Raw genomic sequence first — 16,068 nt, 5'->3', positions numbered from 1 at the left:
GTAACTTTTACTGAGGATTGAGAGCAAGTATTAGTGCTTTATCTGGTACGTTCAAATTGATAGTTGAAGTCGAGGATATTGGTTGAGAAGACATATTGCCATTGTCGTCTAGAGAATAGCTAATTACATCTTTAATTGGCGTTTTCAAAGTAATAGTAACGGGGATATCTGGGGGTGTAATTTCTCGCACGGGAGTACTGCTAATGTCGCCGTTAGAAATTTCATGCCAAATTGCTAAATAAAAGGTGCCATTTTGTTTTTGTAGTAAGAGATGATGGATGTACTGAGTGCGATCGTACTCTGGAGGCGGATTAACAGAAATGCTGTAATCTAAAGAACCGGGCTTAAAATTAGCACCAGGGTCTTTGAGCAAATTAATGACATTTTTTAAAGCTGTATAAGCAGGTTTTGGACTTAAGTCATTCCGCAATAATCCAAAATTTGCTTCTCGATTATCAGGATCGTTCCACTCATCAAGTAACTCATAATTCATGGTACGAGCAATACCTTTGCGAAAATATTCTAAATATAATCTGGGTATATATTTGCCGTGCATTCGCTCAGAAATACCGTTTTTAGAGGTGTTGTAACCTGTTTCTGTTGCTGCCATTGGTTTGTTACCAAATGGGCGAGCCAAAACCTCGAAAGCATAAGGCCATTCGTCAATATTTACTGCCGGAAAATTACCGTGCCAAAAGTACTTTTCAATCGTGTTATAAGGAAATGGTGCGCTAAAAGGATTACCGCCACCTGGGTAAGGATGAAAAGCGCCCCAGTCAACGTAGTTAGTTAATGTATTGTTGCCCAAAGGCGATCCGGTGTCGTAACCGTAACTTTTGCCTACTGCTGGCCCAATAATGATAATATTTTGGGTTTCTGGGTCATTTTTAAAAGTAGTAAACAGGTCTTTTTGAAAAGCTTTTACACCTTCAGGAAACCCTTGATTTTGATAGGTAATTTTGTTACCTTCCCAAAAAATATCTGGTTCATTTGGCCCTTCTACAGAATCAATAGCAGCAATGGGTTTATTAGCAGCTTTGATATTATCTTTAAGTTGAGTAGGAGTGCCTTCATTTGGTTGAACTCCCACTTGACTTTTAATTCCAACTGCGGCTAAATCTTGAATGCGAGGACTGAGAGTATCGCGCACATGACGAATACCCAATTCTACCAATTTTTGCTTGACTTCTTCATATTTAAAACCGTAGGGAGTATCGGGATATCCCCAGTGAGTAACAACGCCCATACTATCAACAAAAGCATCGGCACTTTTAGCAGTTTCAACATTCGTATTTGGTGCAGCTTGAAGATTGTTCGATCTCATTTCCTGCCATATTGGAACTGCTAAAATACAAAGTAAGGTGATTGTAGCTATGGTGATTAATCTCTGTTTATTCATCTGCGTTGCTCTGCGGTTAAAATTTCCTTTCTTAATCTCTTTCTCTCCTCATCACAAGACATCACCCCGATCAATAATTGGCTAATCTGTTGATTAATTTTTGTCAACTCAAAACGTTGACTAGCAAGAATTTGGGCTTGTTGGGCAACAGTTTGGCATAACTCTGGATGCTGACGACAATGATTAATAATTTCAGCTAATTCAAGAGAATTTCCCGGTGTTACCAACCAACCTGTTGTTTGATGTTCAACTAATTCGATCGCACCCCCTGCTTTTGCAGCAATTACAGGTTTTCTACATAACATTGCTTCTACAATTACTCGCCCGAAAGGTTCAGGTGAAATCGAAGTATGAGTAATTAAATCGCAAGCTTTCATTAAAGGTACAATATCGGCTTGAAAACCTAAAAATTTCACCCTTTTTTCTAGCCCTAATTCTGCCACTTGTTTGTGTAATTGTTGGACATAATCTTCTTCACCAAATAGGGCATCACCAACTAAAATTGCTGTGACATTTTCCGGGCAATGGGTGAGTGCTTCAATTAAAATATGCTGCCCTTTCCAAGGGGATAAACGGCTAAAATGTCCAATTACAAATTGTTGCTCAATTTCTAAATTTTGTCTAATTTGATGAACTTTTGATTCATCAATATCATAGTTTTTAGATGTAAAACCATTATAAACAACTTGCGTAATTTCTGGGTTTCCTCCTGCTTCGAGAAATGCTGTTTTGGTTGCTTGGGAATTAGCTATTACTAATGATGCGAAACGATTAGCTAATGTGACAGCAAGCTGACGATTAGTTTTACTAAAATGGTCTAAAGAGAGGATGTCATGTAAGTGATAAATGAGAGGGCGATTGGTGAAGAGATTGGCGATCGCACCCACAACTAAAGCTTTTTGCGTGTTAGCATAAATTAAATCATAATTCCGGCTAATTTTAATTACTTTACTAATCAAAGGTGTAATTTGACTCAAACTACTTAAACCTTGAATTAAACTACTTTCTTTACTAACCTTAATTGCCTGATTAGTTAAAACTTGAACGGGAATTTGTTGTTGTTCTAGCAATTCTTTAAAAGCGCCATCGGCAAACAACCCTACTAGACAGTTATCTCGGTAGGTTTTAGCAATATCCAACAAGCACAATTCTGCGCCTCCAGGTTTTCCACTTTGGTCAAGAAAGAGAATTTTCATCATCAATTTACGATAGGTGAACTATAAATCTTCCAGGGTGAGTTATTAGCAAAAAGCAAATTTTTTAGATGCTGACGACTCAAATCTTCCGAACAGTATTTCTCAGCAAACTGTTTGCCATTTTCACCAAGTCTATGGCATTTTTCTGGGTCATTCCATAGATTAATAATTGCTTCGGCTAAAGCATCTGGCGCAAATGGTTTGCAGGTAATGCCATTATAATCTTCTATTACATAGTCACTAACTCCACGAGAATTAGTAATAATAAATCCTTTGCCAAGGTGCATCGCTGAAACTAAAGTGTAATGACCACAGGGTATTTCTGCGCCTTTGAGTGGCAACACCATAAACCGAGAATATTTCAGGATATTCATAGCATGAGGTTCAGAAATATTAACTAAAACTTTGACATTTGGAGGGATTTCTAAATTTTTTCGATTACTAGGTCTAACCACAATAATCATTTTTAAATCTGGCAATTTCTTCATAGCTGCCATTAAAGTTCTATAGTCTCGTGCATTACCACCAAGCGCACAGATATAATCACCTTCTTCGAGTGGTTCTTGCGGTTCAAACTTCGGCGGTTTCATAGTCCAAAGTTTCGTTTCAATCAGTTCTTGGGAAATCCCAAAATAGTCGCTGTAAAGCTGCTTTTCCAACTTTGAATAAACGATGAATTGATTGATTGTTTTAAAAGCAAATTTCATTAGTTGACGTTTTAAACCATGAGGCAATTCATGAAAGTTAAAAGAGTAGGCAATATGTTTAGTTTTTACGCCTAAACAGAAGGCAAAAAAAGCGCACCAAAATGATAGTCTGGGATTGTGTGCAACGAGTAAATCAGCTTGATGTTGCTTTGCCGAACGAACTGCTTCTAAACAGGTACGAACTCCTGATAATCTGGTGTATCTTTCTAAGATTCCTCGCGGTTTATCATAATGGAAATGCCAATCAAGTTGATATTCGCTTAGTTCAGGGGCAAACCATTGCCAATTTTCGCCCCAAGCAGGTGTACAGCAAACAATACTAGCTGGTTTTTTCATAGTTAGTAATCTGGTCTACAATCGAGTAAGTTGACGAGTTTTATTGTGGTTTTCTTGAGTTCTCAAATAACGTATACCACCTTGACGAAATCGAAAGATAAAAAGAACAATTATTAGTAAAGAAATAGCACTAATAATTTGTCCGATTCGTTCTGACAAACCAGCTTCTAGTGTTAAACTAATCTGATGCTGTCCTGGCGGTATCCACAAACTCAATAAACCGTTTGGTGTTGAAGGTTGTACTGGCAAAAGACGCGATTCGCCGTTAATTTTGGCAGTCCAACCGGGATAGTAAAATTGATGGATATTTACCCAAAGATTAGTTGTAGCACTGCTTTGCAGAACTATATGTCTTGGTTGCCATTTTTCCACTGATAAATTACCTTCACCAATAGCTATTTTTGTTTGTTCAAAGCTATTAGCCAAATCTCTAATTTTAGACTGTTCAAAAATTCCTGGTGATACCCATTGAGGGCGGTATTCTGGTGCTTCTAAACTAATACTTAACTCTTGGTTAACGTCTATTGGCTTTTCTATCTTAGTGTATTTAACCAATAGTTGAGGATTAGTATAAATGTGTACAACTACAGCACCAGATAATAAAAGAATAACAACTAATGAACCTGAGATCGCTAAAATTCGCTTAGTAGCAATGTTGATTGGTTTTTGTATGGCTGCAATTCCTAATGCTAAAAGTGCCGTAGTAGCTACTGTCAAAATAGTATTAAATCGCCAAGGATGCTGAATCCTTTGAATTACAAAAAATATTTGCCATATCGGTTTACTCAAAGGTAGTGTCATCAGAAAAGCACTCATAGCAATGATGAGCCAATATGTACTTTCTCTTCTAATTATCGCTACGGGATGCTTTCTGGCAAGGAAAAAAGCTGCACAAGCTAACGCTGCTAAAAGTACAGTTTGCCAACCTAAATATTGGACAAATTTAGAACTAAAGAAATTATTTCCCCAAAACAGGAAGTTACTATCATAAGCGTATCTTCCTGTCATCAATGTTTTCATAGAAACATATTTTTGGGTAGTCATAGCAGGCAATAAGTAAATTGCAGATAAACCAATGCCAAGTAGCATGGCAACTATGAGAGACAGTAAAGCTGATTTTCTTTGTTTCCTTTGAGCTAATATTAATATATAAAAAATAGGAATGATTGAGAAAATTAATACAGTTATTAGGTGAGTCATAGTTAACAAAGCATAGCTAATAGTAAAACCTAATAGAACCCATTTAGAGCCTCTGCTAATTTTTCGAGTGAAATACAACAGCAAGGGAAGCCAAACAAAACTCCAAGTTTCTGCGTAGGCAAAACGAGTGTATAAATCAATTGCCCAGTGATATGGCAAAGCCATATAAAGAATTGCTGCTATGAAAGCTGGAGTTTTATTAGTAATATCTTTTAACCAAATATAGGCAGTGATTCCAGAGGCTATGAGAGCTAAAGCAGCAGATAAACTTAGCTGATGCCAACCATATTGATCGTTAGGGAAAAAAGGATGAAATAAACTACTAAAATAATAAGAAATAGGCCCATAAAAGAAAAAAGTTGGACTTCCTAAACCTGCGTTCATATTTTGTAGCCATCTAGGGTAAAGTTCCCCGGCCCAAAACTGTTCGGTAAAATTTTTCGCCCATTTTAAATGAAAGGCAATTAAGTCATGTGCTTCGTAAACTTGCCCGAAAATTGCTGGAACAGCAAGAATAAATCCAATGATGACTATTCCTAAAATATGAATTCCTATAATCTGTCTTTTTTGACTCAATAACATGGCGATTATCCCCTGTAATTCAATGAAAAATAATTAATTTTTTGTTTGAACTTTCTTTTGTTCAGAGTAGTATTTATGAGCCCCTGTAGCTATACCTAAAAATCCCCACAAAACAACACCAAATAATCCAGCAGTCACCCCATTTAAACCTATTTGAGCGAATACACCAATACTAATTGCACGAGCAGCACTCATAAAAGAATCAAAACGCACTTCAGAATATTGTAATAAGCTAAAAATTAGTAAAATAAGTCCGCCTAAGTAAGGGATAGCACCCACCCAACCAAATGAGTAAAATGTGTCCAAAATTCCACTATCAATATTAGGGCCTAAAGCTGCATTTCCTCCTAATCCATTACCGATAATTTGTGATAGAGCAAGTCCTAAATAAGTCTCGTAACGATCGGCCCTTTCGTTGTAACTTATATCATCGTCAGCATTAGTTAAAGATTGGATTCTTGGTGCAATTACTGAAGCAAAAGGCTCGACATTAGCTAAGGGAAATACGAGAATTAGTATTACTAAAAGCGTAATAACTAAACGCATTTGCAACTTAGCTTTGAGTGATGAAGTTAAGATAAAAACTGCCACTAACCAGCCTAACCAAACAGCCCTTGCTGATGATAAAAGTAGGGAAAGATATCCCACTCCGGCAGATGCAAAACGTAAACTTCCTTTGCCATCAAATAATAGTAATAAACCTGCCATCATCACGACTGCAAAGGGTTGAGGAGAATTCATGGTACTAAATACCCGAATTCCTAAAGGTTCAGGTGTACCAAATGCAACGGCTCCGGTATTGACAATCCAAAATTTATCCCATTCAGGTGCTACTAAATATTGCCATATTCCGTAGCTTCCAGTTACTAATACTCCCCATAAAAAAGTGCGTTGAATATTTTGCTGGATTTGGGGATAATTGCGCCAATTTATAAATAAATGAAACCCGAAAACGATCGGAGTTAACCAGTTAAGACAGGCAAGTATAGCAGATGTAAGCGGGGCTTGAATTAAGCCGATGAAAAAAGCGTAACTAACCCCAAAAAAAGATAAGATAAAAGGCAATCCTCCTTGGGAATAACTTTGGGGAAGATAGCGTAAAAAAGAAGCAAATGTAATGATTGTAACTAAAGGCGGTGCTAACAAAATTGGGCTAGGATCTACCCAGCCACTTTGGATATCTACTAAGCGACGAATCCAAGGTGTGATGAACCACATCCACCAAGTAAAACCTATGTAAAGAAGCGGATATTTTCGATATAAAAATACTCCTACTATAAAAGATACTGCGGGAAATATTAAGCGTAAAATCGCTCCTGCGTGCGCCAGTATACAAAGTGTTGTGAACAGTGCTAAGCCTAAGATTGCTGTCCAAGCTTGGGCAGGTTGTAAACTAATATGAAAGCTTTTTTTTGGCAGGTAATTAGTCATTAGCGATCGCTCTTTCCTTGAAAAGCTTGTTCATACAATGAAAGATTTTTCTGAGCAATTTTTGCCCAACTATAAGATTGTGCAGTTGCATAAGCATTGCGCCGCAATTGTGCTAACAAAGAACGATTTGTAATCAATAGTTCTAATGCTTCTTCAATAACGTGACTGTTTCTTGGCGGAATGACGATCGCATCATAGCCATCCCGGACAATTTCTAATGGCCCAGGAGTGGCTGTAGTTATTGGTGCTAAACCGCAAGCCATTGCCTCAATTAATGCTACGCCAAACCCTTCAGAAATTGTGGAAAAAAGTTTAATTTGATGACCTTTTAAAAGTTCTGGCAGAGTTTCGTTGGTGTAATAGGGAATTACTTTAACGCGATCGCGCAACCCTGGCTCAAAATCTGCATAAACTTGCGCTGGATCGGGACATTCAAAACATTTTGTTCCGAAAAAACTTACCTCAACTTGTGGATAACGAGCCAAAATTTTATTTAATGCCGGAACACTGTAATGAATCCCTTTGCGAGGAATGTAAGTACCAATTTGAGCGATGCGAATTACAGAATTATCTGTTGGTATCGACTCAAACGGCAAGTTTAAAAATCTATCTGCAATTCCATTAGGAACAACAGCTACTCGTTCAGGTTTCACCTTCAAATTTTCCGTTACATACTTAGCATCGCAGCTATTAAGCAACAAAACTAAGTCAGAATAACGCATAGAATTGGTCACTTCCCAAAGTCGTACACTACCCCGATAAAGACCATATTTCCAACTGAATTTTAAATTTCCTTTTTCTGCTTCTTGTAAATATTCTTGATGTTCAATATGTTCTAAACCATGACAACGCGAAACTAAAAGTGGGCGTTTTTTTCTATTGTTTTGTAATAATCCCCATAGCCAACCGTCACCAGTGGAAGCATCTACTATCTCGATTCCTTGCTGTTTACAAAGACTTTCGATTTTGTAAGTGACAAACTCAGGAAAAGTAGCAAATTTCGCTAAACGATGTAACTTTTTTGGCAGGTCATCTAGGGAATAGTAATAAACTTGATGCCCTAGTTTTTCATATTCTTGACCTAGCCGCCAAGTGACTCCAGCAGCACCAGCATTGGTATCAAAATTGTAATGACAAGTGAGCAGAATTTTCATGGGTTTGTTTGCCAATAGATATCTCTCGAAAAATTGATTCTAGGGTTTGAAAATTAGTCTGGGCGTTAAATTTTTGTTCGACAATTTGACGACCTTTTACACCCATTTTTTTGCCTAAATTGCGATTTTCTATCAGTTGTTGAATTCTGTTAGCTAAGTCAGTGCGATCGCCTGGTTGAATTAAAAAGCCTGTTTCTTCATGACTCACAATTTCAGGAATTGCATTAACGCGAGTGGTGATAATCGGTAATCCCGCCGCCATTGCTTCGATAAAAACCCAGCCAAAAGGTTCAGAATAAGTTGGCAAGACAAACACATCGGCTTGATGATAAAGTTCTAACCATTTTGGAGTGTAGGCTTTAATATCTTGGTAAATATAAACATGAGGATGTTCGCATTTAATCGGTGTTTGGGTGACTAAATGTAACTCTGCGCGATCGCCAAATCTTGCGAGAAATACTTCTAATAAATCTTGTCCTCCCTTGCGTTCAAAGTGACCGCCAATAAATAAAATTTTGTAAGGTTTTTGCTCAATTTGTTTGACTTTAGTTGGTAAAGGAATTTTATTGAGATCTACTCCAGGGTAGATAACTTTTACCTTATTTTCGTCAATTTTGTAGTCTTCAATGACAGATTTACGAGTTGCTTCCGAAAAAGTTATTAGTTTTGCCGCCGCCTGAAAAACTTTTTTTTCTAACAAAAAGTTAGGAGTGTAAGTCCAGCGGAAATTCGGGTCAGTTTTTTCGGTAGCTGCTTGAATAGCGGTAAAGTCAATGGTAATCGCCGTAGGTAACTTTTTTAGCAAATCTAATGCTAAAAAAGCCAAAGGTTGAGTATGAAAATGGAGGACTGAGTACTTTCTTTGGCTAAGTTTTCGATCGGTTAACCGCCGACTCATGTAGGCAAATCCCAATTGTACGCGCAAGCGAGTAAAGTCGAGATTTTGTTTCTGAATCCAACGATTAGGAAAGTTGTAACTCAGCAATCTGTTAATTATTCTTGTCGTTAACTCTTTCTCATCGTTGTACCAAAAAAAATCTACTTTGCGATCGCCTCCGGCGCTGCGCGGAGCGCAATCGCCATTTCCGCCAAAATACTCCCGCATCAATTCTCCATAGGTGCGATGTCCTAGATAGCTTTCGATAATGGAAAGAACTTGACCATAGTTATTCATAAAACTCTCATTCTTCCAAAACATTCAAAAGTACTTTTTCTACCCCATCAATCATGCTCTTTAAACTAAATTTGTTTAAAGTATATTCACGAAGTTTTGTACCCAATTGGGGATTTATATCTCGCCAATCAATCATTTTATTTAGAGTATTTGCCAAATCCTCTTTATTACCTGGCTCAAATAATCCAGCTTGAAATTCACCAGTTAAAATTTCTGGAATTCCTCCGATTCGACTACCTACAACAGGCGTTCCACAAGCCATTGATTCAATCACTACTCTGCCAAAAGGTTCTGACCATAAACTAGGTACAACTGTTAGATCGCTAACCTGATAAACTGAGGTAGGGTTACTTAAATGACCGAGGAATTCTACATAATTTTCAACGCCTAGATCGATCGCAATTTGTTTTAAAGATTGCTTATACTCTTCGCCAGCTAAAGGACATTCTTTTCCATCGGCTGAGAAGTGAAGTAGAGGCTTCCCAGCAATAAAAAGTTTGGCTTTCTTGCCATTTTTCAGAAATAAAGCAAAAGCTTCTATTAAAAGTTCTAAACCCTTATCTTTATCTAATCTCCCAACATAAGAAATGACTCTAGTATCTTCGGGAATGTTCCATGAATTTCTTAATTGAGGAAGATTTTCGGCGGGTTTGAATTTCTCGAAGTTAGTCCCGTTATATACCACATCAATTTTTTCCTCTGTTACGCCTAACTCCTGCAACCATTCATTTTTTGTTTGCTGAGAAACAGCGATAAACTGGTTGACTCCCTTGATGCCAATTCGCCTCTGAAGATTTAATTCTTCGCGGTTAACAGGTGGTGGAATTTGTAGATAACAAACGAAGGGTATTTGCTTGAATAAAGCTAACAAATAACCGTAAAAAGCATCTGGGTATTGATTAATAAAGACTACACTATTCTCCTTTGCTGTGACTTTCCAAATATCTGTGAAACTTGGTAAAAAATTAATGATGTCATTAATTTTTCGGCGATCGAAGCCATAACTATTTACCTTAACTACCTGTTCACAAAATTCTTGATACCTCTCAACTAAATCTCCATGCTTAACATAAACCAAGCTGATCTTATGTCCCTTTTCTGACAGAGTGCGGCAAATTTCAAATAGGTTTAATTCTTGTCCACCACGAGCCGAAGATGGTTGCTGCTCTACAACAATAACGTGCATTAGTTGGCAACTATTGGTTATTTCGCTTAACAGTTTCGGTGACTTTAATTTAGTTTCCGTCATTTTCATTAACCCTCTTGAATTGATTTGATTACAGTAAATTTGAAATTAATTCTTTTGCTTGTTTTCCAATTACTTCCCAATTAAAACGGTTTTGATATTCGTTAAATGATGATCGCGCTAAATTTTGGTATTCACCATAGTTATCCATCAAATTATTTATGTAATCGCAATATTCAGAAATACTAGCTGTTATAGCAAAAGTTTTACCATTTAAACCATCACTAATCATGCTAGGAATTCCACCAACATTGGTTGTTAAACAAGGTAAACCGAAGGAGTTTGCTTCACTTAAAACCATAGGAGAACAATCTGCTTTTGAAGGCATAATGAAAAAATGAGATTCACAAAATAATTTATTTACTTGCTCTTTGCCTTCATCTATGGATTTATTAATAAATCCTAAAACTTTTACAAAACTAGGCAAAGGTTCATCGGTTATAGGTTCACATCCGAGTACGAATAATTCTGTTTTTAGTCCTCTTTGATTTAATTCTTTAGCCACTTCCAGAGCAATATCTCCACCTTTCCTGAACCAATCAACGCCAATAAATAGCAATTTGCAGGGAGTTCTCTCTTTTGATTCGACTATGCTATTAATAGTTTCGGTGTTGCGATCGCATTCTATATTGGCTCCCCAAGGAATTACTTTCACTTTTGCCGGATCGATTCCATAAGTTTTAATAGCAGATTCAGCCGCCCAATCAGATAAAAATATCACTAATTTACAGCGATCGAAAGCAGCTTTTTCCATTTCATAAATATGCCTTTTAGTTTCACTGCATAGATTACTAAAAGCTGGATACCAATCAATTAAAGCTGTTTGCGGTGCATCTGTCCAAAGTACAATTGGCTGTTTACATTCAAGATAAGCAACTGGTTGAGCATTTTCAGGACATACTATTATTTCTGCCTGAGAATTAGACAATTTTTGCGAAACTTGTAAGGCATAATCTTTAGTAATAGATGGCACCGCCCAACAATGATAAAACTTGTTGAAAACCTTTCTATATAATTTTCTTTTGGCTCTATTTACTAAGTTATGGTTTTGTTTTAAAGGGCTAATATAATCAATAGGTATTGATTGATTTTCCAGGTATTTGGCTAAGAAAGCTCCTGCTCCTCGAATGCCGAATAAATCTTTTTGCCAACCCGAATTATCGAAAACTTCATAACTAGTCACATAACCCAAACGCATCATTTTAATTCCTCCTTTTCAGTAATTAAAACTTATCCAACCTGACCTAATTCATGCTGCATTTGATGGTATTTCCAAAGTTTGCCACGTTGCTCTAGTAAATCGTTATATCTTCCCTGTTCGACAATTTTTCCTGCTTCTAAAACCACAACTTTGTCGGCTCTAACAATTGTAGAAAGTCGGTGAGCGATCGCAATTACTGTTCTTCCTTGAGACAATTTTTCTAAAGACTGTTGAATCAACCTTTCGGAAACAGAATCTAAAGCACTTGTTGCTTCATCTAAAATCAAAATTTCTGGGTCACGGAGTAACGCACGAGCGATCGCAATTCGTTGACGTTGACCACCAGACAACCTCACACCTCTGTCTCCTAATTGAGTATCAAAACCTTCCGGTAATTCCTGAATAAATTCCAACGCATTAGCTAATTTAGCCGCTGCTAAAATTGCTTTTTCATCAGCATTTTCTGTACCATAAGCAATATTATTTCGCACCGAAGTATTGAAAATAAATGTATCCTGACTCACCACCGCCAACTTGCGACGCAAGGAATTGATCTCAAACTCTCGCAAATCAATCCCATCAATTAAAATTTGTCCTGCTGTCGGATCGTAAAATCTGGGAATCAAATCTGCCAAAGTAGATTTTCCTGCACCCGAAGCTCCTACTAATGCCGTTGTTGTTCCCTTTTTGATTGTCAAGGTAACATTGTGCAGTACCAGATTATTTGCGTCATAACCGAAATCTACTGACACAAACTCAATGCCTCGTTCCAAACCCGAAAATTGTAATTTACCATCGATTAAATATGGTTTATCATCAGTCCTCAGCAATTCCTTAATACTGCTTAAAGGCCCCTGAAAACTGCTTATTTGCGCCCGCGATCCATTCATCTGCCGGATAATTGGCATTAAACGGAATAAAACAAATAAAAATGTTAGTAATCCAGCAGGTTGAAGCTGTCCTTGAGGAATTAAAGTAGCGAAAGCCAGCAACAAAATTCCTACTAAAATTGCCGTTGCTCCCCCTTCCGCTAAAGGTTCAACAGATGCACTTGCAGCTAATCCTTTAATTGCAGCTTTTTTCAACTGGGAACTAGCACCATAAAATCTTTCCCGTTCAAAATCTTGAGTAGCAAAAGCCTGAACAGTGCGAATACCATTAATAAATTCCAGTGCTACTGAAGCATACCACCCACTTGCTTTTGACCAATCAAAACTAGCTTCTCTTACTCTACCTAACAGCATAGTTATTGCTGCTGATAATAGAGCAAACAACATTACTGAAATTACTGTTAGCTGCCAAGAGAGTAAAAGCATTGATATCAGATAAGCTATTAAGGTAGAACTCCTAGTAATTAAAAAAGAAGTAATGCCAAAAGCATAACAAATCTGGTGTACTTCCGAAGTTAAGTTATTAACTAACTCCCCGGAGCGAGTTTTGGCAAAGTACCTTAAGCTTAGGGATTGTAATTGTTCAAAAAGCCTTCTTCGTAAGCGATCGGCTAAATTGTGATTAGCTATTTCGCTGTAAATTTGACCCAAGTAAGTAAAGCCAGTTCGTAACAAAGTTACTAATAAAATTAGTGCGGAAACTCGATAAAGTCGCTCAATACTTGAAGCATTTATTCCCAAAAACCAAACATCAACCCAGTGAATTCCTGTTTGAATTGGCTTAGCTTGAGGATCGGTTAAACTTTGTAAAAAAGCCAAGAGAAACCCTACACCGAATCCCTCAAAAGCTGCTGCTGTAAAAGTAAAAAACAGAGCTATTAATGCGATTTTCCGAAGGTATTTAAACTCTCGCAAAATCACGTAATTTTCTTGCCAAAATTTTGTTGCTTTGAGTAGATTACGAATTGGTCTTAGCTGTTGAAGAGTCATGCAATTTTACCAGGTCAGTTGTGAACTAATAAGCGCCAAAACCAGAAATGACTTTAAGCATTGTTAGTGGTAATATTTTTAAGTCTCGCCACAAAGACCAGCTACGCAAGTATTCTAAATCGCAATGATTTACAGCCTCTAAATCCAACAAGTTCGATCGCGCTGTGACCTGCCAATCTCCAGTTATTCCAGGTAGCGCATTTAATCTTTTTTGTCCTTTTTTATTAATCCTGATAGCATCGTATAAAGCCCAAGGACGAGGCCCTACTAAGCTCATTTCACCCCGCAATACATTAACTAATTGTGGCAATTCATCCACGCTATATTTACGCATCCAACGTCCTAAAGGCGTAACTCGAAAATCATCTTTGCATTTGTGCAAACCTTGCTGATTCGCCATTACTTGATGATGAAACTTTTCTGCATCTACTATCATTGTTCTGAATTTTAAGATGCGGAATAATTTACCTCTTTCTCCCACACGCCATTGGGTGTAGAAAATTGGCCCTGGGGAGTAAGTGCGGATTAGTATTGCCAGTGCGAACATCAGTGGAGTCAGTGCTGTTAGCAGTAAAGCCGCAACGCTCCAGTCAAATAAACGTTTCAAGCCCCAACTGATAGGATTCCGCATTCTCGGTAGTCCGTGAGCAGAAGGCAACCGTAAAAATACTGGTTTATTAGCTTGCTCGCTGGCATCTGCCCAAAGTCTTAGTTGAGCCTCGTTGATATCTGGATCGAGTAAAACAAGGCGTACAGGCGAGTTTTGTAAGCATTTGACGAGTAGTTCTCGGTTCTCCAAGGCTGGTAATTGGGGTTGATTTGTACCTTGGCGGGAACTTACTACTAACTTACCCAGTCTCCACTTAAGTACATACTTAGGTACAGAGTAATCAAGGTTTTGGCGATCGCCTGGTATTAATTCTTTTAAGGTAGAAACTTTCAAACTTGTCATGTTCCATTTCCCTTTTGCAAAATCAGTTTTTAGGCAATTTGTAGCTAATGTTGCCATTAATAAACAGTCCAGTTCTCAAGCTAGATGCACTCGTTTGAATTGTTTAGTATTGAATGACCATCGCTTTCATAGTCTAGTTATGAAGTTTTGTTAAAACGTCTATCTAAAGGATGAAGGATATTTAAGATTAGTTAACTTAAAATGTATCACTCAATAAAGTTTACTGACGTGCTTTTTGGTAGCCGATTTGCGGAATCTACCTAATATTTAATTTGAGGTAATTACATATATGTTTTTACATAACGAGACAGAAGAAACGTAGAGGTTGTTAACTCGATTGGTATTTTAGTTTACCAATTAAATTGCTTTAACTACCGCATTGAAGAGTAGAATAAAGTTATTTATATTTACGGCAGAAGTTAATTTTATATCTATCTAAAAGTAGATATAAAACTGACAAGTCATTGTTAGCTTTATTCTAGCTTGACATTTACATTGAGAGAAGTTTTATATAAATCATGAAAGTTGCTTTAGTACATGATTATTTAACCCAAAGAGGCGGAGCAGAGCGAGTTTTTGAACTCCTTTGTAAACGTTACCCCGATGCAGATATTTTTACATCTTTGTACGACCCTGAAAGAACAATTGATTTAGGCGATCGCACAGTCCACACCAGTTTCTTACAAAAAATTCCCCAAGCATCAAAGTACTTCCGGCTCTTAGCTCCCCTTTATTTCCCAGCATTTCGAGCATTAGATTTACAAGACTACGATTTAATTATTAGTAGTTGTAGTAGCTTTGCCAAAGCAGTAAAAAAATCTCCCCAAGCTAAACATATATGCTTCTGTCACAATGTCACTAGGTTTCTTTGGGATACTCAAACCTATCTCCGAGAGTATGCAGATTATAAATTGTTTGCTCCGGTAATTGAACCAATATTTGACCTTTTGCGACAGGTAGATTTAAACTACGCCCAAGAACCTGATATCTACATTGCTAATTCACACATTGTAGCCAAACGAATTCAAAAACATTATGGTAAACCAGCGATCGTAATTAACTATCCTATTAATACTAATCAGTTCCTATTTTCGGAAGAAAAAGAAAATTTCTATCTCGCTTCAGCGCGTCTACTTAGTTACAAAAGGATTGATGTTATAGTCGAAGCTTTTAATTGGCTAGGATGGCCTATCTATATATTAGGTGATGGCCCAGAACGAGAAAATTTAGAATCCCTAGCTTTAGAAAACGTCAAATTTTTAGGTCATGTTAGTGATGCAGAACGCAGTCAATTAATGGCGAGAGCTTGCTCCGTAATTGTTGCTGCCCTAGAAGATTATGGATTAGTTCCTGTAGAAGCAAATGCCAGTGGAACACCTGTAATTGCTTACGGTGCAGGTGGCGTATTAGACACTCAAGTTCCCGGAAAAACCGGAGTTTTTTTTCATAAACAAACACCAGACGCACTGCAAGCAGCATTACTCGAAGCTCAGAAAATTACTTGGGATTATCACACAATTCGGAATCACGCAGTAAGTCAGTTTTCCGAAACAGCCTTCTTTAGTAAAGTAGATCAAGCGATCGCGCAATTTGTTTAATTATTTTGAGGT

12 protein-coding genes are annotated in these 16,068 nt (G+C 37.4%); 1 reads left to right on the top strand and 11 read right to left on the bottom strand.

The annotated features are described in order from the left end of the window. Positions 1-7: 7 nt before the first annotated feature. From IQ264_RS07235 to hepC, 11 genes are read right to left on the bottom strand one after another with little or no spacing between them, the layout of a single operon-like run. The gene (locus tag IQ264_RS07235) at positions 8-1,399 is read right to left on the bottom strand and encodes a hypothetical protein (protein ID WP_193980017.1); all 1,392 of its coding nucleotides are present in this window, start codon (positions 1,397-1,399) and stop codon (positions 8-10) included. Then, on the bottom strand, positions 1,396-2,598 hold the full coding sequence (locus tag IQ264_RS07230; RefSeq protein ID WP_228061342.1) for a glycosyltransferase: 1,203 nt from the start codon (positions 2,596-2,598) through the stop codon (positions 1,396-1,398). The genes IQ264_RS07235 and IQ264_RS07230 overlap by 4 nt, the downstream gene beginning before the upstream one ends. Then, the gene (locus IQ264_RS07225) at positions 2,598-3,638 is read right to left on the bottom strand and encodes a glycosyltransferase family 4 protein (protein WP_193980015.1); all 1,041 of its coding nucleotides are present in this window, start codon (positions 3,636-3,638) and stop codon (positions 2,598-2,600) included. Before IQ264_RS07225 ends, IQ264_RS07230 begins: the two co-directional genes overlap by 1 nt. Positions 3,639-3,653: 15 nt before the next feature. Next, entirely contained in the window at positions 3,654-5,420 is a 1,767-nt protein-coding gene (locus IQ264_RS07220; RefSeq protein ID WP_193980013.1) for a 6-pyruvoyl-tetrahydropterin synthase-related protein, read from the bottom strand. A gap of 33 nt (positions 5,421-5,453) precedes the next feature. After that, positions 5,454-6,851: an O-antigen ligase domain-containing protein gene (locus tag IQ264_RS07215; protein WP_193980011.1), complete on the bottom strand. Its 1,398-nt coding sequence runs from the start codon at positions 6,849-6,851 to the stop codon at positions 5,454-5,456. Beyond that, positions 6,851-8,005 carry a glycosyltransferase family 4 protein gene (locus IQ264_RS07210; RefSeq protein WP_193980009.1) on the bottom strand — a complete coding sequence of 385 codons (1,155 nt, stop codon included), beginning with the start codon at positions 8,003-8,005 and terminating at the stop codon, positions 6,851-6,853. The genes IQ264_RS07215 and IQ264_RS07210 overlap by 1 nt, the downstream gene beginning before the upstream one ends. Beyond that, positions 7,971-9,179: a glycosyltransferase family 4 protein gene (locus IQ264_RS07205; protein ID WP_193980007.1), complete on the bottom strand. Its 1,209-nt coding sequence runs from the start codon at positions 9,177-9,179 to the stop codon at positions 7,971-7,973. Before IQ264_RS07205 ends, IQ264_RS07210 begins: the two co-directional genes overlap by 35 nt. 7 nt (positions 9,180-9,186) lie before the next feature. Next, the gene (locus IQ264_RS07200) at positions 9,187-10,428 is read right to left on the bottom strand and encodes a glycosyltransferase family 4 protein (RefSeq protein WP_228061341.1); all 1,242 of its coding nucleotides are present in this window, start codon (positions 10,426-10,428) and stop codon (positions 9,187-9,189) included. Positions 10,429-10,456: 28 nt separating this feature from the next. Next, on the bottom strand, positions 10,457-11,626 hold the full coding sequence (locus IQ264_RS07195; RefSeq protein ID WP_228061340.1) for a glycosyltransferase family 4 protein: 1,170 nt from the start codon (positions 11,624-11,626) through the stop codon (positions 10,457-10,459). A gap of 29 nt (positions 11,627-11,655) precedes the next feature. Then, the gene (gene hepA / locus IQ264_RS07190; RefSeq protein ID WP_193980005.1) at positions 11,656-13,506 is read right to left on the bottom strand and encodes a heterocyst formation ABC transporter subunit HepA; all 1,851 of its coding nucleotides are present in this window, start codon (positions 13,504-13,506) and stop codon (positions 11,656-11,658) included. 25 nt (positions 13,507-13,531) lie between these two features. After that, positions 13,532-14,458 carry a heterocyst development glycosyltransferase HepC gene (hepC, locus tag IQ264_RS07185; RefSeq protein WP_193980003.1) on the bottom strand — a complete coding sequence of 309 codons (927 nt, stop codon included), beginning with the start codon at positions 14,456-14,458 and terminating at the stop codon, positions 13,532-13,534. A 518-nt stretch (positions 14,459-14,976) separates the two neighbouring features. On the opposite strand from hepC, the gene IQ264_RS07180 reads away from it, so the two are divergent. Beyond that, positions 14,977-16,056 (top strand): glycosyltransferase, encoded by a 1,080-nt coding sequence (locus IQ264_RS07180; protein WP_193980001.1) that lies wholly within the window; start codon positions 14,977-14,979, stop codon positions 16,054-16,056. Positions 16,057-16,068 lie beyond the last annotated feature (12 nt).

The sequence above is a fragment of the [Phormidium] sp. LEGE 05292 genome (assembly GCF_015207735.1).
Taxonomy (GTDB): Bacteria; Cyanobacteriota; Cyanobacteriia; order Cyanobacteriales; family Aerosakkonemataceae; genus Floridanema.
Note: the sequence above shows the minus strand (reverse complement) of the source record. Positions and strands in the feature narration are given on the sequence as shown.